This window comes from Halomonas rhizosphaerae (assembly GCF_030012485.1).
Taxonomy (GTDB): Bacteria; Pseudomonadota; Gammaproteobacteria; order Pseudomonadales; family Halomonadaceae; genus Halomonas; species Halomonas rhizosphaerae.
Window position 1 is genome coordinate 42,317 of the sequence record NZ_JASCQQ010000011.1, and the last position, 21,356, is coordinate 63,672.

The following is a 21,356-nucleotide window of genomic DNA, read 5'->3' on the forward strand; positions in this document are numbered from 1 at the left end:
AGCAAGGAGCAAGGAGCAAGGAGCAAGGAGCAAGCACAGCTTGCCGGCTTGCAGAGATGAAGAAGCCCCGCAGGCATTCGCCTGCGGGGCTTTCTTGTAGCTTGATCCTTGTAGCTTGTCGCTGCCCGAAGGGCTACAGGTGCTCGACGCTCGAGATCTCGTACTCGACCTCGCCGCCGGGAGTCCGCACCAACACCACGTCGCCCTCCTCCTTGCCGATCAGGGCACGGGCGATGGGCGAGGTCACCGAGATGCGACCGGCCTTGATGTCGGCCTCGTCCTCGCCGACGATGCGGTAGGTCATCTCGTCGTCGGTCTCCAGATTGATCAGACCCACGGTCACGCCGAAGATCACCTTGCCGGTCTGGGGCAGCTTGGTGACGTCGATCACCTGGGCGTTGGAGAGCTTGCCCTCGATCTCCTGGATGCGCCCCTCGATGAAGCCCTGCTGCTCGCGGGCCGCATGGTACTCGGCGTTCTCCTTGAGGTCGCCGTGCTCGCGAGCCTCGGCGATGGCGGCAATCACCCTCGGCCGCGCCTCGCCCTTGAGCTCCTCGAGCTCCTTGCGAAGCCGTTTCTCACCGGCGACGGTCATCGGGACCTTGTTCATTGTGTAGCTCCTGCATGCAGTTCCTGTAGCCGCCGCACGGTAATGGCATTGCCGTACTCGAGCGCCATGCAAACGGCATTGGCCCCTGCCAGGGTGGTGGCATAGGGAACCTTGCGGGCGAGTGCAGTGCGGCGGATCACCGAGGAGTCATTGATGGCCTGGCGGCCCTCGGTGGTGTTGACGATATAGGCGACCTCGTCGTTCTTGAGCAGATCGACGATATGCGGACGGCCCTCATAGACCTTGTTGACGATCTCCACCGGCAGGTCGGCGGCCTCGAGAGCCTCCGCCGTGCCACGGGTCGCGCACAGAGTGAATCCCAAGGTTACCAGAGAACGCGCCACCTCGATAACTCCCGCCTTGTCCGGGTCACGCACCGAGAGGAAGGCCTTGCGGTCGCCCTCGAGCGGCGGGATCGCCTCGCCGGCGCCGAGCTGCGCCTTGTAGAAGGCCTCGGCGAAGGTATCGCCACTGCCCATCACCTCACCGGTGGACTTCATCTCCGGCGAGAGGATCGGGTCGACGCCCGGGAACTTGTTGAACGGGAAGACCGCCTCCTTGACGCTGAAGAAGTGCGGCACGATCTCGCGGGTGAAGCCCTGCTCGGCCAGGGTCGTGCCGGCCATGCAGCGCGCGGCGATCTGGGCCAGCGAGGTGCCGATGCACTTTGAGACGAAGGGCACGGTGCGCGAGGCACGCGGGTTGACCTCGATGACGTAGATCTCGCCGTCCTGCCAGGCCAGCTGCACGTTCATCAGGCCCTTGACGCCGAGCTCCACCGCCATCTGCTTGACCTGCTCGCGCATCGCGTCCTGCACCTCGGCGGGCAGCGAATAGGGCGGCAGCGAGCAGGCGGAGTCGCCGGAGTGCACGCCGGCCTGCTCGATGTGCTGCATGATGCCGCCGATCACCACTTCCTTGCCGTCGCTCACCGCATCGATGTCGATCTCGATGGCCGCATTGAGGAAGTGGTCGAGCAGCACCGGGGAGTCGTTGGAGACCTTGACCGCGTGGGTCATGTAGTTCTCGAGTTCGGAAGCGTCGTAGACGATCTCCATGGCCCGCCCGCCGAGCACGTAGCTGGGACGCACCACCAGCGGGTAGCCGATCGCCTCGGCCTTGGCGAAGGCCTCCTCGAAGCTGCGCGCGGTGGCGTTGGGCGGCTGCTTGAGGCCCAGCTTGTCGATCATCTGCTGGAAGCGCTCGCGGTCCTCGGCGCGGTCGATGGCGTCCGGGGTGGTGCCGATGATCGGCACGCCGGCGGCCTCGAGCTCGCGGGCCAGCTTCAGCGGGGTCTGGCCGCCGAACTGCACGATCACGCCGACCGGCTGCTCCTTGTCGGCGATCTCCAGCACATCCTCCAGGGTCACCGGCTCGAAGTAGAGGCGGTCACTGGTGTCGTAGTCGGTGGAGACGGTCTCCGGGTTGCAGTTGACCATGATGGTCTCGTAGCCGTCATCGTGCATGGCGAAGGCGGCGTGGACGCAGCAGTAGTCGAACTCGATGCCCTGGCCGATGCGGTTGGGCCCGCCACCCAGCACCATGATCTTCTGGCGGTCCGAGACCTCGGCCTCGCACTCCTCCTCGTAGGTGGAGTACATGTAGGCGGTATCCGAGGCGAACTCCGCGGCGCAGGTGTCGACCCGCTTGTAGACCGGACGGATACCGGCCTGCTGGCGGGTCCGGCGGAACTCCTTCTCGGCGACCCCCAGCAGGCTCGCCAGGCGGGCATCCGAGAAGCCCTTGCGCTTGAGGGCGAACAGCTCGCGGGGGGAGAACTCGGAGAGCGAACGCTTCGCCACCGCCTGCTCGGTCTTCACCAGGTCCTCGATCTGCACCAGGTACCAGCGGTCGATATTGGTCAGCGCGAAGACCTCGTCGACGCTCAATCCTGCTCGCATGGCATCGGCGACGAAGAAGATGCGCTCGGCCCCGGCGGCCTGCAGCTCGCCCTTGATATGCGCCATGGCCTCGTCGGTGAACGCGCCCGGCTTGAACTCGGGAAACTTGGGGTCGAGGCCATCGTTGCCGGTTTCCAGGCCGCGCAGCGCCTTCTGCAGCGACTCCTGGAAGGTGCGGCCGATGGCCATCACCTCGCCCACCGACTTCATCTGGGTGGTCAGGCGATCGTTGGCCTGGGGGAACTTCTCGAAGGTGAAGCGCGGGATCTTGGTGACCACGTAGTCGATGGACGGCTCGAAGGAGGCCGGGGTGCGCCCGCCGGTGATGTCGTTCTGCAGCTCGTCCAGGGTGTAGCCCACCGCCAGCTTGGCGGCGATCTTGGCGATCGGGAAGCCGGTGGCCTTGGAGGCCAGCGCCGAGGAGCGTGACACCCGCGGGTTCATCTCGATGACCACCACGCGCCCGGTGTCGGGGTCGACGCCGAACTGCACGTTGGAACCACCGGTCTCGACGCCGATCTCGCGCAGCACCGCCAGCGAGGCGTCGCGCATGATCTGGTATTCCTTGTCGGTCAGCGTCTGGGCCGGGGCCACGGTGATGGAGTCGCCGGTGTGCACGCCCATGGGGTCGAAGTTCTCGATGGCGCAGACGATGATGCAGTTGTCGTTCCGATCACGGACGACCTCCATCTCGTACTCCTTCCAGCCCAGCAGCGACTCGTCGATCAGCAGCTCGTGGTTGTTGGAGAGCTCGAAGCCGCGGGTGCAGATCTCCTCGAACTCCTCCTTGTTGTAGGCCACGCCGCCGCCGGAGCCGCCCATGGTGTAGGAGGGGCGGATGATCACCGGGAAGCCCAGCGACGCCTGGATGCGCCAGGCCTCCTCCATGCTGTGCGCCACCTCGGCCTTGGGGCACTCCAGGCCGATTCGCTTCATGGCCTGGTCGAAGAGGTCGCGGTCCTCGGCCTTGTTGATGGCGTCGGCGTTGGCGCCGATCATCTCCACGCCGTACTTCGCCAGCACGCCGTGCTTGTCCAGGTCCAGGGCGCAGTTGAGGGCGGTCTGGCCGCCCATGGTCGGCAGCACGGCATCCGGGCGCTCGACCTCGATGATCTTCTCCACCGCCTGCCAGGTGATCGGCTCGATGTAGGTGGCATCGGCCATCACCGGGTCGGTCATGATGGTGGCCGGGTTGGAGTTGACCAGGATGACCCGGTAGCCCTCCTCGCGCAGCGCCTTGCAGGCCTGGGCGCCGGAGTAGTCGAATTCGCAGGCCTGGCCGATGACGATGGGGCCAGCACCAATGATCAGGATGCTCTGGATGTCGGTACGCTTGGGCATGACGGTTCCCGCGGCTAATCGATGAATGACGGTCTGATGGAGGGCGATGCAGCCTAGCGGCGTTCCTTCATCATGGTGACGAAGCGGTCGAACAGCGGCGATACGTCGCGCGGTCCCGGGCTGGCCTCGGGGTGGCCCTGGAAGCTGAAGGCCGGGCGGTCGGTGCGCTCCACGCCCTGCAGGGTGCCGTCGAACAGCGAGCGGTGGGTGGCCCGCAGGTTGGCCGGCAGGCTCGCCTCGTCGGCGGCGAAGCCGTGGTTCTGACTGGTGATCATCACCTTGCCGGTATCGAGGTCCTGCACCGGGTGGTTGGCGCCATGGTGGCCGTGGCCCATCTTCACCGTCCTGGCACCGGAGGCCAGCGCCAGCAGCTGGTGGCCCAGGCAGATGCCGAACAGCGGGGTCTGGGTCTCGAGGATCTCCTGGATCGCCTTGATGGCGTAGTCGCAGGGCTCGGGGTCGCCGGGCCCGTTGGCCAGGAAGATGCCGTCGGGGGCCATGGCCAGCACCTCGGCGGCCGGGGTCTGGGCCGGCACCACGGTCAGGCGGCAGCCGCGGGAGGCGAGCATGCGCAGGATGTTGCGCTTGACGCCGTAGTCATAGGCGACCACGTGGTAAGGGCGCTCGGCGGCAGACGCATCGCCGTAGCCCGCGCCCAGGGTCCACTCGCCCTCGCTCCACTCATAGGGAGTCTGGCAGGAGACCACCTTTGCCAGGTCCATGCCCTTCAGGCCCGGGAAGGCGCGGGCCGCGGCCAGGGCCCGGTCGACGGCGTCGTCGCCCTCGGCCTCGGAACCGGCCAGGATCGCCCCATTCTGGGCGCCCTTGTCGCGCAGGATGCGGGTCAGGCGGCGGGTATCGATGTCGGCGATGCCCAGCACGTTCTGGCCCTTGAGGTAGTCGGAGAGCGTCTGTTCGCAGCGGAAGCTGCTGGCCAGCAGGGGGAGGTCACGGATCACCAGGCCGGCGGCGGCGATGGCGCCGGACTCGACGTCCTCGGCGTTGACGCCGGTGTTGCCGATGTGCGGATAGGTGAGGGTGACGATCTGACGGGTGTAGGAGGGGTCGGTCAGGATTTCCTGGTAACCGGTCATGGCCGTATTGAACACCACCTCACCGCTGGTTTGTCCATCGGCACCGATGGCCGTGCCGTGGAATACACTGCCGTCTTCCAGGGCCAGTATCGCGGGTCTGTTCAATGCAACGTCCTCCCAGGTTTTTTAGAGAGCTATCGAGACAGCTCGTCAGGAATACTGCGGGGCCATGGCCGGGCCCCGGGTGGCCGGCCCGCAAAAAAGCGGGACGAAACCCGATGTGAAGACCGGTTTCATCCCGCTTGTTGTCATTCGCTCGGAATGCCTGGGCCGAAGCAACAAGCGCTCGAGAGGGCTGTTTGCCCGCGCGCCCGGCCAAAATTTTGGGGATATTACAGGAAATGGCGCCCGGCGGCTACCCCCGAGCACTGAGCTGCCAGTCTTGCTCGGGGCTCATTCGGCGACAGGCCTACGGGGAGGCGCTGTGAACCCTTCCCTGGGCGCTACCGATGCCATCCCTGGCATAGGACCTCCCCTTCGGCCTGTCCCCGACGCCCCTCACAGCATGCAACTCTGCTCACCTCGGAATCAAAGCCCAAGCACATCCTGCATCGAGTAGCGGCCGTTGGCCTGGCCGGTCACCCAGCGCGCGGCGCGCACTGCACCCTTGGCGAAGGTCATGCGGCTCGAGGCCTTGTGGGTGATCTCGATGCGCTCGCCCTCGGTGGCGAACATCACGGTGTGCTCGCCCACGATGTCCCCGGCGCGCACGGTGGCAAAGCCGATCTCCTTGTCACTGCGCGGCCCACACTGACCCTCACGGGCGAAGACGCCATGCTCCTTCAGGGTACGGCCCAGGCTCTCGGCCACGACCTCGCCCATCTTCAATGCCGTGCCGGAGGGCGCATCCACCTTGTGGCGATGGTGGGCCTCGATCACCTCTATGTCGTAGCCCTCGTCGCCCAGCGCCTTCGCCGCCGTCTCGAGCAGCTTCAGCGTCAGGTTCACCCCCACGCTCATGTTCGGCGCGAAGACCATCGGCACCCGGTCGCGGAAGGCGTCCAGCTCAGCGAGCTCCTCATCGTTCAGGCCGGTGGTACCGATGACGATGCGCTTGCCGTGCTCGGCACAGACGGCCAGGTTGGCCAACGTCACCTGCGGCGCCGTGAAGTCGATCAGCACGTCGACGTCGTCGACGATGGCCTCGAGGGAGTCCACGGCGGCCACGCCCAGCTTGCCGACCCCCGCCAGCTCGCCGATGTCGGTGCCCACCAGCGAGCTGCCCGGTTCGACGATGCCGCCGGCAAGGGTGGCCCCGGCATCCTGCTGCACGGCGTTGACCAGGGTGCGGCCCATGCGGCCGGCGACACCGACGATGGCGATACGGGTCATGCGGACTCCTGCGAATTCGATGGCTGCGGAATGAGCGGCAGTATACCAGAGGCCACTCGCCCGGGGTGGTCGCCCCTCGGCAATCCCCCCACACTGGGCATATCGATGCCGAGGGCCGCCACCATGCCTGCACCGACCGAGCACCTCCCCGCGGACCACCCCCTGCTGACCCTGCTGCAGCGCCATGGGCGCGTGCTGGTGGCCGGCGCGCCGGGCAGCGGCAAGAGCACCCTGGTGCGCGCCGCCGCGGCGACCCTGGCCGCCCGGGGCCAGGCGTGCCACTGCCTGAGCGCCGACCCGGGGCTGCCCGGCATCGGGCCGCCCGGTGCGGCCTGCCTGGGCCGCTGGGAAGGGGGGGAGTGGCGGCTGGAAGCGATCGCCGCCCTGGCCACCCTGGATGCCGCCCGCTTCCGCTTGCCGCTGGTGCAGGCGGTGCGTCGCCTGGCCGAGCAGGCCCCCGCCGGGGCGCTGCTGCTGGACGCCCCGGGGGTGGTCCGCGGCGCCGCCGGGGCCGAGCTGCTGCCGGCACTGGTGCAGGCCGCGGGCATCGGTGCCCTGCTGGTGCTGGCGACAGACGCCGCCTCCTTCCCGCTGCACGAGGAGTGTCGCGCCCTGGGCCTGGAGACCGTCACCCTGGCGCCAGACCCGCATGCCCGCCATCCCGGAAAGCGTCGGCGCCGCGCGCGTCGCAGCGACGACTGGGACGCCTGGCTGGCACAAGCCCGGGAGACCGTGCTCGAGCTGCCCGCACTGGCCCTGACCGGCGCCGCCCCGCCGCGCAGCGCCCCCGAGGCCTGGGCGGGGCGCCAGGTCGGGCTGCTCGACGCACGGGGCGACACCCTGGGGCTGGGCGAGATCCTGGCGCTGGAGGATGACCGACTGCGGCTTCGCGCCCCCGAGCCGACCGGCACGCCCTGCACCCTCGTGGTTCGCGATGCTCACCGCGGCCGCGACGGCCAGCTGGGCACCGCACGTCCCCACGCCCCCGCCCTCGACACGCCCGTGCCGGACGACACCCCCGCGCCCCTGGAGAGTCGCGACGGCCCGCGCCCCCGGGCCGACCTCGGCACCTTCACCGCGACCCTGGTCAACGGCGTCTTCGGCGACCCGCTGCTGCACCTTCGGCTGCGCCACCAGTCGCGCAGCCTGCTGTTCGACCTGGGCGACCCCGGCCGCCTGCCGGCGCGCCTCGCCCATCAGGTCAGCGACGTCTTCATCAGCCACGCCCACTTCGACCACATCGGCGGCTTCCTGTGGCTGCTGCGCTCGCGCATCGGCGAGTACCCGGCCTGCCGGCTCTATGGCCCGCCGGGGCTGGCGGAGCACCTGCAGGGGCTGGTGAGCGGCATCCTCTGGGACCGGGTCGCCGAGAAGGCGCCCCGCTTCGAGGTCGGCGAGCTGCATGGCGAGCGCCTGGTGCGCTGGGGGATCGTCGCCGGCGAAGGGCGGCCCACTCCCCTGCCTTCGCGCCCGGCCCCCGGCGGCCTGCTGCACGAGGAGCTCGGCTTTCGCGTGCGGGCCACCACCCTCGACCACGGCACGCCGGTGCTGGCCTTTGCCCTGGAGCCCGAGCGGCAGGTCGCGGTGCGCAAGGAGCGGCTGGAGGCCCATGGCTGGCCGCCGGGCCCCTGGCTTGGCACGCTCAAGCATCATGTCCTGGCGGGCGAGGGAGAGGCCCGGATACGGCTGCCGGACGACACCACCCGGACCGCGGCCAGCCTGGCACAGGCCCTGCTGCTGACCCGGCCGGGGGAGCGGCTGGTCTATGCCACCGACCTGGGCGACACCGCGGAGAACCGCCGGCGCCTGGTCGCCCTGGCGCGGGGCGCCCGGGTGCTCTTCTGCGAGGCCCCCTTCCTGGCGGCCGAGGCGGAGCAGGCCCGGCGCACTGGCCACCTGACCGCCCGGGCCTGCGGCGAGATCGCCGCGGCGGCCGGGGTGGCGCGCCTGGTGCCCTTCCACTTCTCGCGCCGCCACATCACCGACACCCGCCGCCTGCACGACGAGATCCGACTCGCCTTTCCCGGCGAGGCAGCCGGCGAGCCCGCGGGGAAGGGCGAGACCGACTAGCCGGCCGCCCGGCCGTTGCGCAGCAGCAGCGCGATCGCCACGATCACCAGCAGGCTGCCCGGCAGCCAGACCCAGCCGACCCGTTCGGGCTCGCGGACGAACAGCAGCAGCATGGAGACGAAGGGCACCAGGTAGCTGTAGGCGGTAACCGCCCCCGGCGTGAGCGCCGAGGTGGCGCGCTGCAGGAGCCAGAAGGTCAGGGCACTGGAGAAGAGCCCCAGGTAGACCAGCAGCAGCAGGTCACGGCCGGTCATGGTCGCCAGGCGCTCTACCGGCTCGACGGCGAGCCCCAGCAGCCCGATCAGCACGGCGCCCAGGCCCAGGCTCCAGAAGGTGCGCACCGCCGCCGACCCCGGCAGCCGCCCGGTCGACAGCCCCCACTTGCTGAGTACCGGATAGAGCGCCGTGGAGAGACAGCCCAGGAAGAACACCGCCTCGCCGATGCCGAACTGCAGGCGCCCGCCCTGCGCCAGGGATTCGGCGATGGCGAGGCCCAGCGCCCCCGCCGCCCCCAGCGCCAGGATCGCCGGCAGGCGCCAGGCCAGCCGCTCCACGCCGAAGCCCAGGCCCAGCAGGAAGGCCAGCAGCGGCACCGTGACGAAGAGGGTGGCCATGGAGAGCGCCGTGGCATGGTGCGCCGCCCAGAACATGGCGCCGAAGAAGCCGGCCAGGCAGAGCCCCATCAGGGCATAGAGCGGCAGCCGCCGCCAGGCAGGGAGGAAGTCCGGCGAGCGCCTTGCCAGCCACCACAGGCCGCAGCAGGCGATGACGAAGCGCAGCGCGGTGAGCGAGAACGGCGGCAGCTCGCTCATCGCCCCCACCGCGGGAAACGACAGCCCCACCAGCACCGCCCACAGCAGCATGCCGAGGTGGGCGGCGCGGGGCGAGACGCCGTCGCTCAATTTTCCCAGACGATCTCCAGGGTCACGCCCGTCAGCCCCTCGAGCGCGGCGTTCACCTTGCCCTCGAGCCGGTCCAGGGTCTCGTCATCCAGCGTCTCGACGGCCACCACCAGCCGATCCGGCTCGGCCTTGAGCAGGCAGCTGCCCTCGTCGAAGACGACCCGCGCCTGGGTCTCCTCGCGGTCGATCGGCCGCGCATCGTCCCACTCCCGGCAGAGGCGCTCCACCAGCTCCTTGGCATCCTCGGCGGGAATCTCGGCTCGTGAAATCGGCATGGCGGCCTCCGCGTCTCGTTGAGTGAAATCCCAGACTAGGACGACGCCCCGATGAACGCCACCCCCTTTCCCGATGCCCCGCGTCATGGCATCCCGTTCGCGCGAGGAGGGCGACAGGTGCCCGCCGCCAGGCACTATGCTGTGGCACAGGGCACCACCACCGATCGGGAGAGCTCGGCAATGATCATCAACTGCGTGGCCTACGAAAAGGGACATCGCCTGAAAGACATCCAGTCCGACGAGATCGGCGACTACCTGGGGCAACCTGACCGTTTCGTGTGGGTGGCACTGCACGAGCCCGACGCGCAGGAAATGGCCCGGTTCCAGGAGGTGTTCGGCCTGCACGAGCTGGCCGTGGAGGACGCCCTGAACGGGCACCAGCGCCCCAAGTTCGAGGAGTATGGGGAGTCGCTGTTCGTGATCATGCACATGGTCACGATGCGCGACGACCAGCTGGAGACCGGCCAGGTGGCGGTGTTCGCCGGCCCGGGGTACGTGCTCTCGGTGCGCCTGCACCCGGGCCGGGGCTTCACCGAGGTCCGCCAGCGCTGCGAGCACGAGCCGAAGCTGCTCAGGCACGGCCCCGCCTTCGTGATCTATGCCCTGATGGACACCATCGTCGACCGCTACTTCCCGGTGGTCGAGGCCCTGCAGGCCGAGCTCGAGAGCATCGAGGACCAGATCTTCATCCGCGGGTCGGCCCGCCGGAGCCTGGAGCGCCTCTACCAGCTCAAGCGCCAGACCATGCGGCTCAAGCATGCCGCCATGCCCCTGGGCGAGGCCGCGAGCCACCTGTTCGGCGGCCGGGTACCGGCGCTGTGCCGCAAGACCCGGGAATACTTCCGCGACGTGTACGACCACCTGAATCGCATCGAATCGGCGGTGGATACCATCCGCGAGATGACCATCACCGCGATCCAGGTGAACCTCTCGATGGTGGCGATCGACGAGGGCGAGGTGCACAAGCGGCTGGCGGCCTGGGCCGCCATCTTCGCGGTGGCCACCATCCTCGCCGGCATCTGGGGCATGAACTTCGCCCACATGCCGGAGCTGGACTGGCGCCTGGGCTATCCGCTGGCGCTGCTGGTGATGGGCAGTGCCTGCGGCGTGCTCTACCGACGCTTCCGGCTTGCCGGCTGGCTGTAGCGACCATTGCCATGAATCGTGTCAATGCTTTATCAATGTAATCCTGCCATGTGCACTCTCGCAGGGATGCCCATACGCGCCACCGACAAGGGAATGGTCACCAGTGGATTACTATGACGAAAATGCTGATCAGCTTTATTTCCAATACAGGTCCATGACGTTTGATGAGGTGCACGCAGACTGGCTGACACACATACCGGCAAAGCCCGGCCTTGCATTGGACATAGGAGCGGGAAGTGGCAGAGATGCTCAAGCATTGTCAGAGAGAGGCTGGGAGGTTATTGCCGTTGAGCCCTCAAACCGACTGAGGCACCTTGGTGAATCTGCCACTGCGCAGCATAGTGTCGAATGGATCGCGGATCAGCTACCAGAACTGCAGAAAGTTCGATCATTAGGCCTCCGTTTTCAATTGATACTGGTCTCAGCCGTTTGGATGCACCTGCCAGAGAATGTTCAGGAACGGTCTTTTCGAATACTGGCAGAACTGCTGGGTGCTGGCGGGGTCCTGACTATCACCTACCGGCAAGGACCTGATAGCGCCGGCAGACATTTCTATCCCGTCGTCCGTGACCAACTTGAGGCTTGGGCGCGCGACCGAGCATTGGTACCACTTCAGATCAATACAACAGCTGATCGTCTTGGCCGTCATGACGTCAGATGGGAGAGTCTTTGCTTCCGCCTTGCCGACGATGGAACAGGGGCTCTACCAACGCTGCGCCACATCATCGTCAATGATAACAAGGCATCTACCTACAAGCTGGCTCTCCTGCGCTGCCTCACCCATATAGCCGAAGGCACCCCTGGTATGGTTATAGCTCGCACAGACGAGTGGGTTGAGATTCCTCTCGGCTTGGTAGCGCTATATTGGATCAGGATCTATCAGCCACTACTTCTACAACATAATTTGAGGCAGTCTCCAGGCTCCAAAGGCCTAGGTTTTGCGAACGACGCATTCAAGTCCCTGGCCACTATATCTCCAAATGATTTCCGTGTTGGCCAGGCACTCGGCAGTTTTGACTTACGAAAGATCATGACCTCAGCGCTGCGTGCTGCCAGCCGAACGATAGCCATCATGCCGGCCCACTTCATCACGTGGCCAAACACTAACCAGCAGATTTTTCAGGCAGAGGCGAAAAGCCCCGGGCGGCAGTTCATCGGCAGGCTGGATAAGGAGTCACTAGCTTTTTTTGGTCGCTTGAGAATCCCGGCAACTCTTTGGGACTGTTTAGGCCGATATGCCTGCTGGGTAGAGCCCGCCATTCTTCATGAGTGGGCCCAGCTAATGCAGCTGTACAACCCAGATCAAGACACCGGGTTGCTGCATCAAGCATTAGCTTGGAGAGAAGGCAGGCGAGATACTGGCCTGATACGAAACTTGGTGGATCAGCGGCTGGCCAAACATGACGAATTACGTTGTGCTTGGTCTGACAGAAGGCTAACCAGAAACAATTACGAGGTCGACCACTGTTTTCCTTGGTCGCGATGGGCCAACAATGACCTATGGAACCTGTTACCGGTTACCACTAACGCCAATGCTTCGAAAGCTGAAAAACTTCCAGCCGCTCATCTTCTGAGAGACTCAAAAGAAAGAATCCTGGGTTGGTGGGAAGATAGCTTCGTCGGTCAGCCATATGAACAGCAGTTCTTCTTGGAAGCCCAAGCCTCTCTACCACTGGTCGGTAACTCACGTAATTTAGAGGTACTTTTCCGCGGCTTGATGCAGCAACGTCAGCGAATCAAGAGCAATCAACAACTGGTCGAGTGGATGGGAGTCAGGCGCAAAAAAACACAGGGCCCCGGCATCATGCGATGCCGGGGCCCTGTGGTGACCGAGCGGACTCGGCCTACGGCTTCATGTCCTCGAAGAACTTCTTCACCCCGTCGAAGAAGCTCGACTTCTTCGGCGAGTGGTGATGGCCGTTGCTGCCGCCCAGGCTGTCCTGGAAGGTTCGCAGCAGGTCCTTCTGCTCCTCGTTGAGCTTGACCGGGGTCTCGACCACGACCTTGCACAGCAGGTCGCCCGGCGGGCCACCGCGCACCGGCTTGACGCCCTTGCCGCGCAGGCGGAAGAGCTTGCCGGTCTGGGTCTCGGGCGGGATCTTCAGCTTGACCCGGCCGTCCAGGGTCGGCACCTCCAGCTCGCCGCCGAGGGCGGCGTCGACGAAGTTAATCGGCACCTCGCACTGCAGGTGGCGGCCGTCGCGCTCGAAGATGTGGTGCGGCTTGATCGCCACCTGGACGTAGAGGTCCCCGGGCGGGCCCCCGTTGATGCCGGCCTCGCCCTCGCCGTTGAGACGGATGCGGTCGCCGGTATCCACGCCGGCCGGGATCTTCACCGAGAGGGTGCGGGTCTCGCGCACCCGGCCCTCGCCGTGGCACTTGTGGCACGGCACCTTGATGTGCTGGCCGCTGCCGTGGCAGGTCGGGCAGGTCTGCTGCACGGCGAAGAAGCCCTGCTGCATGCGCACCTGGCCCATGCCGTTACAGGTCGGGCAGGTCTCCTTGCTGGAGCCCGGCTCGGCACCGCCGCCGTCGCAGCGCTCGCACTCGATGTGGCGCGGCACGCGGATGTCCACGCTGGTGCCGGCCACGGCGTCCTCGAGGTCGAGCTCGAGGTTGTAGCGCAGGTCGCTGCCACGCTGCGGCGCATTGGGGTGGCGGCGACCGCCGCCCCCGCCGAAGATGTCGCCGAACACGTCGCCGAAAATGTCGCTGAAGCCGCCGGCCCCGGCACCGCCGAAGCCGCCCCCGCCGAAGCCACCGGCCTGCTCGTCGACGCCGGCATGGCCGAACTGGTCATAGGCGGCGCGCTTCTCGCTGTCGCTCAGGACCTCGTAGGCCTCCGAGACCTCGCGAAACTTCTCCGCCGCAGTGTCATCCTCCGGATTACGGTCCGGGTGGAATTTCTGGGCGAGGCGTCGGTAGGCCTTCTTGATGTCCTTCTGGTCGGCACCGCGCTCGACGCCCAGTACTTCGTAGTAGTCACGCTTGGACATGAGTCTGTCCGCCTCCGTAGGGACTCTGCGGAAACACCAACGCGGGAGTCAGGCCCCCGCGCTGGCGTCATCCGTGGTTAAGATGTCGTGGTTTACTGCTTTTTCTGGTCGTCGTTGACTTCTTCGTACTCGGCGTCGACCACGTCATCTTCCTGCTTGGCGCCAGCCTCGCTGCCGGCCTCGGCGCCCTGGGCAGCCTCGCCCTGCTCGGCGTACATCTTCTGCGCCAGGTTGCCGGAGGCCTCGGTCAGCTTGTCCAGCTTGGCCTGGATGTCGTCCTTGTCGTCGCCCTTGATCGCCTCTTCCAGCTCGGTGGCGGCGCTCTCGATGGCCTGCTTCTCCTCGTCGCTGGCCTTGTCGCCGGCCTCCTCGAGGGTCTTGCGGGCGGCGTGAACCATGCCGTCGGCCTGGTTGCGCAGCTGGACCAGCTCCTCGAACTTCTTGTCCTCGTCGGCGTGGGCCTCGGCGTCCTGGACCATCTGCTCGATCTCGTCCTCGGAGAGGCCGCTGGAGGCCTTGATGACGATCGACTGCTCCTTGCCGGTGGCCTTGTCCTTGGCGGACACGTGCAGGATGCCGTTGGCGTCCAGGTCGAAGGCGACCTCGATCTGCGGCACGCCGCGCGGCGCCGGCGGGATGTCGGCCAGGTCGAAGCGGCCCAGCGACTTGTTGCCGCCCGCCTGCTTGCGCTCGCCCTGCAGCACGTGGATGGTCACGGCGGTCTGGTTGTCATCCGCGGTCGAGAAGGTCTGGGTCTTCTTGGTCGGGATGGTGGTGTTCTTCTCGATCAGCGGAGTCATCACGCCGCCCAGGGTCTCGATGCCCAGGGTCAGCGGGGTGACGTCGAGCAGCAGCACGTCCTTGACGTCGCCGCCCAGCACGCCGCCCTGGATCGCCGCACCCACGGCCACGGCCTCGTCCGGGTTGACGTCCTTGCGGGCGTCCTTGCCGAAGAAGTCGGCCACGGACTTCTGCACCATGGGCATGCGGGTCTGACCGCCGACCAGGATGACGTCGTCGATCTCGGAGGCGGACAGGCCGGCATCCTTGAGCGCGGTCTTGCACGGCTCCATGGAGCGCTTGACCAGGTCCTCGACCAGCGATTCCAGCTTGGCGCGGGTCACCTTGACGTTGAGGTGCTTGGGACCGGTGTTGTCGGCCGTGATGTACGGCAGGTTGACGTCGGTCTGCTGGGCGCTGGAGAGCTCGATCTTGGCCTTCTCGGCGGCTTCCTTGAGGCGCTGCATGGCCAGGTTGTCGCCGGAGAGGTCGATGCCGCTGTCAGCCTTGAACTGGTCGACCAGGTAGTTGATCAGCTTGAGGTCGAAGTCCTCGCCGCCCAGGAAGGTGTCGCCGTTGGTGGCCAGCACCTCGAACTGGGTCTCGCCGTCGACGTCCGCCACCTCGATGATGGAGATGTCGAAGGTGCCGCCGCCCAGGTCGTAGACGGCGATGGTCTTGTCGCCGCGCGCCTTGTCCATGCCGTAGGCCAGGGCCGCCGCGGTCGGCTCGTTGATGATGCGCTTGACCTCGAGGCCGGCGATGCGGCCGGCATCCTTGGTGGCCTGACGCTGGCTGTCGTTGAAGTAGGCCGGCACGGTGATGACCGCCTCGGTGACTTCCTCACCCAGGTAGTCTTCCGCGGTCTTCTTCATCTTCTTCAGCACTTCGGCGCTGACCTGCGGCGGGGCGAGCTTCTTGCCCTTCACTTCCACCCAGGCGTCACCGTTGTCGGCCTCGGAGATGGCGTAGGGCACCATCTTGATGTCCTTCTGGACGACGTCGTCCTTGAAGCGACGGCCGATCAGGCGCTTGATGGCGTACAGGGTGTTCTCGGGGTTGGTCACCGCCTGGCGCTTGGCCGCCTGGCCCACCAGGATCTCGCCGTCTTCGGTGTAGGCGATGATGGAGGGCGTGGTGCGTGCGCCTTCGGCGTTCTCGATCACCTTGGCCTGGTCACCGTCGAGCACGGCGACACAGGAGTTGGTGGTCCCCAGGTCAATACCGATGATGCGTCCCATAGGAAATCCTCGAAATTATTGCAGTTGAATTCGTCGTCTGCGGCTTTCACCGCGGGGTTGCCGTCTATCTGGGGGCCCTCGAGACCTTTTCAAGACCCGAGGGCCGCTTTTGTATGGCCCGGCCTCAGCCGGCGGCCTGGCTGACCACCACCATGGCCGGGCGTATCAGGCGTCCGTTGAGCAGGTAGCCCTTCTGCATCACTTCCATGACGGTGTTGGGCTCCATCTCGGGGTTGGGCACCATGGCCATGGCCTCGTGGTACTGCGGGTCGAAGGGCTCGCCGTGGGGCTCCACCACCTCGACGCCGAACTTGGCCAGCACGTCGTGCTGCATCTTGAGGGTCATGGAGACGCCCTCGCGGTGCGCCTCGCTGGCGCCGTCCTGCATGGCGTCCAGCGCCTTCTCCAGGCTGTCGACCACCGGCAGCAGTTCCTTGACGAACTTCTCGAGGGCGAACTTGCGCGACTTCTCGGCCTCCTGCTCCGCCCGGCGGCGCACGTTCTGCGCCTCGGCGGCGGCACGCATGGCCTGGTCCTTGGCCTCGGCGACGCTCTGCTCGAGCTCCTCGACACGGGCGGCCAGCACCTCGGCCTCGGGATTGTCCGCAGCCTGGGCCTCGGTGGCGGCCTGCTCGGCGCCCTCGATGGCGTCCTCCAGCTCTCCCTCCACGGTCTCGGGCTCGGCCTGCGGCTCGGCTTCCTGCTCTTCGCGAGCGAGTTCGTCGTCCAGCGGGGTCTGGGGGTCTTTGGCCATGTGGGTCTCCTGAATGGCAATCAGCGGCCAGAAGCCGCTGGCAAGGCATGAATGATGGCTTGAGTGCGTGTCTGCGGGGTATATGGGGCTGGCCGTGGCGAACTCAAGGCGTCATCGGGCGACGACGCCGGACGTGCATTGTGGGCGACCCTTGACTACTGTATAAACGCACAATACGTGTATGGATGACCAGTAGTCACAGACTGCGCAGTTACAGACCCAGGCAGTTACAGACTGAGTATTCCCAGACAGGCCCCGGGAGGCACCATGCTGACAGAGCTTGCCATTCGCGACTTCGCCATCGTCGACCACCTCGAGCTGGAGCTTTCCGGCGGCATGACCGCCATCACCGGCGAGACGGGGGCCGGCAAGTCCATCCTGCTGGGCGCCCTGGGGCTCTGCCTGGGCGAGCGCGCCGACAGCGCCAGCGTGCGCCATGGCCGCGAGCGCGCCGACCTCAGCGCCCGCTTCGACCTCCAGGCGCTGCCCGCGGCCCGCGCCTGGCTCGAGGCCCGAGAGCTGCCCACGGACGACTGCCTGCTGCGCCGGGTGGTCACCCGGGCCGGGCGCTCCAAGGCCTGGATCAACGGCCAACCGGCCACGGTGGCCGACCTGCGCGCCCTGGGCGAGCACCTCATCGAGATCCATGGCCAGCATGCCCACCAGGCGCTGCTGCACGAGGAGACCCACCTGCGCCTGCTCGACGACTTCGCCGGTCACCGTGAGCAGGTAGCCGGGATGCGCCAGGCCTTCCGCGACTGGCAGGCGACCCGCCGCCGCCTCGAGCGCCTGGCCGAGGACGGCGACGAGATCCGCGCCCGCCGCCAGCTGCTGCGCTACCAGGTCGAGGAACTCGACCAGCTGGCCCTGGCCGAGGACGAGCTCAAGGGGCTCGAAGAGGAGCAGGAGGAGCTGGCCCACGCCGAAGAGCGGCTGCGCGAGGCCCAGTTCGCCGCCGAGTGCTGCGACGGCGACGAGGGTGGTGCCCTGTCACTGCTCAACCAGGCGATCCAGCACCTCTCGGCACTGCCGGGCAGCGAGCGCGGCAGCCTGGCCGATACCCTCGCCATGCTCGGCGATGCGCGCATCCAGGTCGAGGAGGCCAGCCGCGAGCTCGGCCATTTCGCCGGCAGCGTCGAACTGGACCCGGAGCGGCTGGCCTGGGTCGAGGCGCGCCTGGGGGAGGTGCATCGCATCGCCCGCAAGCACCATGTGCTGCCCGAGGAGCTCCTCGCCCTGCACCGGCGGCTGGCCGACGAGCTCGAGGGCCTGGAGGGCGACGACGGCGACCTGGAGGCGCTGGCCGCCGAGGCCGAGACCCTGAAGCGCCGCTGGCAGGAACAGGCCACCGTGATCTCCCGGGCCCGCCAGCAGGCCGCCCGCCGCTTCGGCGAGGCAGTGCAGGAGCAGCTGGCCTTCCTGGCCATGGACAAGGCGACCTTCGAGGTCGAGCTGGCGGCCCGCGAGACCCCGGCCGCCGAGGGGCTCGAGATCGCCCGCATGCTGATCAGCGCCAACCCTGGCCAGCCGGCACGGCCGCTGGCCAAGGTCGCCTCCGGCGGCGAGCTCTCGCGCATCAGCCTGGCGATCCAGGTGGTGGCGGCCCAGCACTCCACCATCGCCAGCCTGGTCTTCGACGAGGTGGACGTGGGCGTCTCCGGCGCCACCGCCGAGATCGTCGGCCAGCTGCTGCGCCGGCTCGGCCACAACGGTCAGGTGATGACCGTGACCCACCTGCCCCAGGTAGCCGCCCAGGCGCACCACCACCTGCACATCGAGAAGCAGGCCGGCGAGGCCTCCACCCTGACCCGCATGGCGCTGCTCGACGAGGCCGGCCGGGTCGGCGAGCTGGCCCGCATGCTGGGCGGGGTGAACCTCTCCGACCGCACCCTGGCCCATGCCCGGGAGATGCTCGACGCCAGCCAGCGCGCCCACCACTGAGCGCCCGGCACCGGGCGCCCGGCCCTGACGCAACGCGGCCCCGATCCGAGGATCGGGGCCGCGTTCGTGTCCTGGCGGGGTCAGCGGGGCGAGGTCACTTCTTCTGGATGCCTTCCTGGCGGGTCGCCCGGGAGCCGCGGGGTCTCACGTAGAGCACCAGCGCATGGTCGACCAGCTCGAAGCCGTGTTCCTCGGCGATCTCCTGCTGGCGACGCTCGATGGTCTCGTCGAAGAACTCGATGATCTCGCCACTCTCCAGGCACACCATGTGGTCGTGGTGCTCCTCCTGGGAGAGCTCGAAGACCGCATGACCGCCATCGAAGTTGTGACGGATCACCAGGCCGGCGGACTCGAACTGGGTCAGCACGCGATAGACGGTGGCCAGGCCCACGTCCTCGCCCGCATCCAGCAGGGTCTTGTAGACGTCCTCGGCACTCAGGTGGTGCTGCTCGGAGGCATTCTCGAGGATCTGCAGGATCTTGACGCGCGGCAGGGTCACTTTCAGACCGGCCTTGCGCAATTCATGGTTCTGGTCGGCCATGGTCGCTCTTCGCAGTATCGGGTAGGGTCGGTTATGATCGACCGAATCCACGATAGTGAAGAACAGGCGCAAATGCAAAAGCTGACCAGAATCGTCACCCTTTCCGTCGCCCTGCTGATGATCAGCGGTTGCAGCTATTTCGGCGTGTACAAGCGCGACCTGCCCCAGGGCAACCTGGTGACCGAGGCCATGGTCGAGCAGCTGCAGCCGGGCATGAGCCGGCAGCAGGTGGTCGACCTGATGGGCAGCCCCCTGCTCGAGGCCCCCTTCGATGCCAGCCAGTGGGACTATGTCTATCGCCTCGACGAGGCCTATGGCGGCGTGGAGCAGCGCCGGGTCACCCTGACCTTCCAGGGCGAGCGCCTGGCCGGCATCGACCGCGAGGGCAATATCTCCGGCGACATCCAGTTGCCCGATGACCAAGGGGCCGGCCCCAGCGTCGAGGGCAGCGGTCCCGCCACCCAGCCGACCACACCGGACGGCGGCGTCACCACGCCCCAGGGCGGCGAGACGTCGGCCGACAGCCTCTGAGCCCGTCCCCGCCCCGCCTGGCGCCCCGGTAACCGCCGGGGCGTCAACGTTTCTCGTGGGCGGCCCGCGCGCTGCGCGCCGCCTTGGGATCGAGCTGCAGCGGGCGATAGACCTCGACCCGATCGCCGGCGCGTAGCCGCACGGCGTCCGGGTCGCGCAGCCGCTTGCCGAAGATGCCCAGGTCGGCCTCACGGAAGGTCGTCGGGGGCAGCTCGGGAAACGCCTCCTCCAGCCTCGCCATCGCCACCGCCACCGCCTGGCGCGCCGTGGAGCCCTCGGGCACCGCGATCGAAATGATGCGCTGCCGCTCGGGCAGCGCGAAGGCCACCTCGACATCGAGCATGGCGGGCGTGCTAGCGACCATAGAGGTTGTCCGCCCGGCGGGTGAACGAATCCACCAGCTGGCCGGCCACCTGCTGGAAGAGCTTGCCGAAGGCCATGCCCAGCAGGCGGTTGGCGAACTCGAACTCCAGCTCGAGGCTCACCTTGCAGGCCCGCTCGCCCATGGGCAGGAACAGCCAGCGCCCCCGCAGGCGCTTGAAGGGGCCGCTGACCAGCGACATCTCGATGCGCTCGGGCTCGATCAGGTCGTTGCGGGTGGTGAAGCTCTGCTCGATCCCGGCCCGCCCCAGCGTCATCTCCCCGATCAGGTGCGAGTCATCGCGCTCGAGCAGGCGCGCACGCCGGCACCCGGGCAGGAACTCCGGATAGCGCTCGAAGTCGTTGACCAGGTCGAACATGTCCTTGGGGGTGTGCCGCACCATGGCGGACCGATTGACCGTTGGCATTGAGCTCTCCGCTGACTTCACAGTGCCCAGGGCGTATCATGAGCGGTTATTTCAGGCCTTGAATGGTACCACGCTTCCCCCCACATCGAAGGGGCAGCGCCACCGGCAGATACAGGACACGAGGTTTCATGGCCAACAAGAAAGGCAAGAGCAAGGGGCCCGGCAACAACGTCATCGCCCAGAACAAGAAGGCTCGCTTCGAGTACCACATCGACGAGACCTTCGAGGCCGGCCTGGTGCTGGCCGGCTGGGAAGTGAAGAGCCTGCGAGCCGGCAAGGCGCAGCTCACCGACACCTATATCCTGGTCAAGAACGGCGAGGCCTGGCTGCTGGGCAGCCATGTCATGCCGCTCAACACCGCCAGCACCCATGAGGTGGCGGATCCCACACGCACCCGCAAGCTGCTGCTGCATCGCAAGGAGATCGCCAAGATATTCTCGCGCACCCAGGAGAAGGGCCATACCTGTGTGCCGCTCAAGCTCTACTGGAAGAACAACCGGGTGAAGTGCGAGCTGGCCCTGGTGACCGGCAAGAAGCTGCACGACAAGCGGGCCACCGAGAAGGACCGCGACTGGCAGCGCCAGAAGGGTCGCATCATGCGGGAACAAACCAAGGCCTGAGGTGTCACAGAACCGCACATCCTGTTAGGATGCGCATTACGGGGGCGACACGGTTTCGACGCCGGTGACAATCCCTGAGGTGCATGCCGAGAGCGTGATGTATCTCGTAAATACAACATCACGATTGAATAGTCGCAAACGACGACAACTACGCTCAGGGCGCGCTGGCAGCTTAAACGCCGCTAGCTTCTAGCCCGGCCCCGAAGTGATGTGCCCATTCATCACGGAGGGGATACGAGCGACGACTGATGGGATCGCGATCGGTGGTGTCCTCTCGCCGGTCGTTAAAACTCAGAGGAATCGCGTGGCTGGATCCTGCTCGTCGGAGCCAGTCGCGTTAAATCAAAAGACGAAACTAAGCATGTAGAGCCAATGGGTGAGTGCCGGCGGACGCGGGTTCAATTCCCGCCGCCTCCACCAAACAGTCGACGAATCAAGCGCCTACGGGCGCTTTTTTCGTTTCCGGCCAACCGGTCCTGCCTCGCCCGCCCGT

The 21,356-nt window shown here is 66.9% G+C and carries 17 protein-coding genes, 1 other RNA gene and 1 pseudogene; 7 read left to right on the forward strand and 12 right to left on the reverse strand.

Annotation, left to right across the window (positions count from 1 at the left end; genetic code table 11):
- Nucleotides 1-133 precede the first annotated feature (133 nt).
- The 4 genes from greA to dapB all read right to left on the reverse strand — a co-directional run bounded on the left by greA (nucleotide 134) and on the right by dapB (nucleotide 6,278).
- On the reverse strand, nucleotides 134-610 hold the full coding sequence (greA, locus tag QLQ86_RS05625) for a transcription elongation factor GreA (protein ID WP_282816178.1): 477 nt from the start codon (nucleotides 608-610) through the stop codon (nucleotides 134-136).
- Complete coding sequence (gene carB / locus QLQ86_RS05630; RefSeq protein WP_282816179.1) at nucleotides 607-3,852, reverse strand: carbamoyl-phosphate synthase large subunit; 3,246 nt, start codon at nucleotides 3,850-3,852, stop codon at nucleotides 607-609. Before carB ends, greA begins: the two co-directional genes overlap by 4 nt.
- Before the next feature lie 53 nt (nucleotides 3,853-3,905).
- The gene (gene carA, locus QLQ86_RS05635; protein ID WP_282816180.1) at nucleotides 3,906-5,051 is read right to left on the reverse strand and encodes a glutamine-hydrolyzing carbamoyl-phosphate synthase small subunit; all 1,146 of its coding nucleotides are present in this window, start codon (nucleotides 5,049-5,051) and stop codon (nucleotides 3,906-3,908) included.
- Between the two features lie 423 nt (nucleotides 5,052-5,474).
- Nucleotides 5,475-6,278, reverse strand: a complete 804-nt coding sequence (dapB, locus tag QLQ86_RS05640) for a 4-hydroxy-tetrahydrodipicolinate reductase (protein WP_282736837.1) — start codon at nucleotides 6,276-6,278, stop codon at nucleotides 5,475-5,477.
- 123 nt (nucleotides 6,279-6,401) lie between these two features.
- On the opposite strand from dapB, the gene QLQ86_RS05645 reads away from it, so the two are divergent.
- A complete protein-coding gene (locus QLQ86_RS05645; RefSeq protein ID WP_282816181.1) occupies nucleotides 6,402-8,348 on the forward strand; it encodes an MBL fold metallo-hydrolase in 1,947 nt (648 codons plus the stop codon).
- Here the strand turns inward: QLQ86_RS05645 and QLQ86_RS05650 are convergent.
- Nucleotides 8,345-9,250, reverse strand: coding sequence for a DMT family transporter (locus QLQ86_RS05650; protein WP_282816182.1), 906 nt, complete (start codon nucleotides 9,248-9,250; stop codon nucleotides 8,345-8,347). The two genes, QLQ86_RS05645 and QLQ86_RS05650, sit on opposite strands and share 4 nt — an antisense overlap.
- Nucleotides 9,247-9,525, reverse strand: a complete 279-nt coding sequence (locus QLQ86_RS05655) for a DUF2218 domain-containing protein (protein ID WP_282816183.1) — start codon at nucleotides 9,523-9,525, stop codon at nucleotides 9,247-9,249. Before QLQ86_RS05655 ends, QLQ86_RS05650 begins: the two co-directional genes overlap by 4 nt.
- A 51-nt stretch (nucleotides 9,526-9,576) precedes the next feature.
- Here QLQ86_RS05655 and corA point away from each other — a divergent pair, with 51 nt between their 5' ends.
- Both corA and QLQ86_RS05665 read left to right on the forward strand, forming a co-directional pair.
- Nucleotides 9,577-10,671, forward strand: a complete 1,095-nt coding sequence (gene corA / locus QLQ86_RS05660) for a magnesium/cobalt transporter CorA (RefSeq protein ID WP_282816184.1) — start codon at nucleotides 9,577-9,579, stop codon at nucleotides 10,669-10,671.
- A gap of 154 nt (nucleotides 10,672-10,825) precedes the next feature.
- Nucleotides 10,826-12,217: pseudogene (locus tag QLQ86_RS05665) on the forward strand (methyltransferase domain-containing protein); the annotation flags it as partial.
- Between the two features lie 298 nt (nucleotides 12,218-12,515).
- Here the strand turns inward: QLQ86_RS05665 and dnaJ are convergent.
- The 3 genes from dnaJ to grpE form a co-directional block, all read right to left on the reverse strand.
- Nucleotides 12,516-13,667: a molecular chaperone DnaJ gene (gene dnaJ / locus QLQ86_RS05670; protein ID WP_278032469.1), complete on the reverse strand. Its 1,152-nt coding sequence runs from the start codon at nucleotides 13,665-13,667 to the stop codon at nucleotides 12,516-12,518.
- A gap of 92 nt (nucleotides 13,668-13,759) precedes the next feature.
- Nucleotides 13,760-15,688, reverse strand: coding sequence for a molecular chaperone DnaK (gene dnaK / locus QLQ86_RS05675; RefSeq protein WP_282736849.1), 1,929 nt, complete (start codon nucleotides 15,686-15,688; stop codon nucleotides 13,760-13,762).
- Between the two features lie 124 nt (nucleotides 15,689-15,812).
- Complete coding sequence (grpE, locus tag QLQ86_RS05680; protein ID WP_282736850.1) at nucleotides 15,813-16,442, reverse strand: nucleotide exchange factor GrpE; 630 nt, start codon at nucleotides 16,440-16,442, stop codon at nucleotides 15,813-15,815.
- A gap of 267 nt (nucleotides 16,443-16,709) precedes the next feature.
- Between grpE and recN the strand changes: the two genes are divergently transcribed.
- Nucleotides 16,710-18,383: a DNA repair protein RecN gene (gene recN, locus QLQ86_RS05685; protein ID WP_282816185.1), complete on the forward strand. Its 1,674-nt coding sequence runs from the start codon at nucleotides 16,710-16,712 to the stop codon at nucleotides 18,381-18,383.
- A gap of 94 nt (nucleotides 18,384-18,477) precedes the next feature.
- Here recN and fur read toward each other — a convergent pair whose 3' ends face one another.
- Nucleotides 18,478-18,924 carry a ferric iron uptake transcriptional regulator gene (gene fur / locus QLQ86_RS05690; protein WP_106232295.1) on the reverse strand — a complete coding sequence of 149 codons (447 nt, stop codon included), beginning with the start codon at nucleotides 18,922-18,924 and terminating at the stop codon, nucleotides 18,478-18,480.
- 72 nt (nucleotides 18,925-18,996) lie between these two features.
- Here fur and QLQ86_RS05695 point away from each other — a divergent pair, with 72 nt between their 5' ends.
- The gene (locus QLQ86_RS05695) at nucleotides 18,997-19,455 is read left to right on the forward strand and encodes an outer membrane protein assembly factor BamE (protein WP_282816186.1); all 459 of its coding nucleotides are present in this window, start codon (nucleotides 18,997-18,999) and stop codon (nucleotides 19,453-19,455) included.
- Nucleotides 19,456-19,498: 43 nt separating this feature from the next.
- Here the strand turns inward: QLQ86_RS05695 and QLQ86_RS05700 are convergent, their stop codons facing one another.
- Nucleotides 19,499-19,819, reverse strand: a complete 321-nt coding sequence (locus QLQ86_RS05700; RefSeq protein ID WP_282816187.1) for an RnfH family protein — start codon at nucleotides 19,817-19,819, stop codon at nucleotides 19,499-19,501.
- Nucleotides 19,809-20,243 (reverse strand): type II toxin-antitoxin system RatA family toxin, encoded by a 435-nt coding sequence (locus QLQ86_RS05705; protein ID WP_106232298.1) that lies wholly within the window; start codon nucleotides 20,241-20,243, stop codon nucleotides 19,809-19,811. The genes QLQ86_RS05700 and QLQ86_RS05705 overlap by 11 nt, the downstream gene beginning before the upstream one ends.
- 128 nt (nucleotides 20,244-20,371) lie before the next feature.
- Here QLQ86_RS05705 and smpB point away from each other — a divergent pair, with 128 nt between their 5' ends.
- A complete protein-coding gene (gene smpB, locus QLQ86_RS05710; RefSeq protein WP_282736854.1) occupies nucleotides 20,372-20,863 on the forward strand; it encodes an SsrA-binding protein SmpB in 492 nt (163 codons plus the stop codon).
- 40 nt (nucleotides 20,864-20,903) lie between these two features.
- Nucleotides 20,904-21,283, forward strand: a transfer-messenger RNA (tmRNA) gene (gene ssrA / locus QLQ86_RS05715).
- Nucleotides 21,284-21,356 lie beyond the last annotated feature (73 nt).

Coding starts and splice junctions, on each gene's coding strand:
- greA (WP_282816178.1), bottom strand. CDS start 610: ATGAACAAGGTCCCGATGACCGTCGCCGGTGAGAAACGGCTTCGCAAG.
- carB (WP_282816179.1), bottom strand. CDS start 3,852: ATGCCCAAGCGTACCGACATCCAGAGCATCCTGATCATTGGTGCTGGC.
- dapB (WP_282736837.1), bottom strand. CDS start 6,278: ATGACCCGTATCGCCATCGTCGGTGTCGCCGGCCGCATGGGCCGCACC.
- QLQ86_RS05645 (WP_282816181.1), top strand. CDS start 6,402: ATGCCTGCACCGACCGAGCACCTCCCCGCGGACCACCCCCTGCTGACC.
- QLQ86_RS05655 (WP_282816183.1), bottom strand. CDS start 9,525: ATGCCGATTTCACGAGCCGAGATTCCCGCCGAGGATGCCAAGGAGCTG.
- corA (WP_282816184.1), top strand. CDS start 9,577: ATGAACGCCACCCCCTTTCCCGATGCCCCGCGTCATGGCATCCCGTTC.
- dnaJ (WP_278032469.1), bottom strand. CDS start 13,667: ATGTCCAAGCGTGACTACTACGAAGTACTGGGCGTCGAGCGCGGTGCC.
- dnaK (WP_282736849.1), bottom strand. CDS start 15,688: ATGGGACGCATCATCGGTATTGACCTGGGGACCACCAACTCCTGTGTC.
- grpE (WP_282736850.1), bottom strand. CDS start 16,442: ATGGCCAAAGACCCCCAGACCCCGCTGGACGACGAACTCGCTCGCGAA.
- recN (WP_282816185.1), top strand. CDS start 16,710: ATGCTGACAGAGCTTGCCATTCGCGACTTCGCCATCGTCGACCACCTC.
- fur (WP_106232295.1), bottom strand. CDS start 18,924: ATGGCCGACCAGAACCATGAATTGCGCAAGGCCGGTCTGAAAGTGACC.
- QLQ86_RS05695 (WP_282816186.1), top strand. CDS start 18,997: ATGCAAAAGCTGACCAGAATCGTCACCCTTTCCGTCGCCCTGCTGATG.
- QLQ86_RS05700 (WP_282816187.1), bottom strand. CDS start 19,819: ATGGTCGCTAGCACGCCCGCCATGCTCGATGTCGAGGTGGCCTTCGCG.
- QLQ86_RS05705 (WP_106232298.1), bottom strand. CDS start 20,243: ATGCCAACGGTCAATCGGTCCGCCATGGTGCGGCACACCCCCAAGGAC.
- smpB (WP_282736854.1), top strand. CDS start 20,372: ATGGCCAACAAGAAAGGCAAGAGCAAGGGGCCCGGCAACAACGTCATC.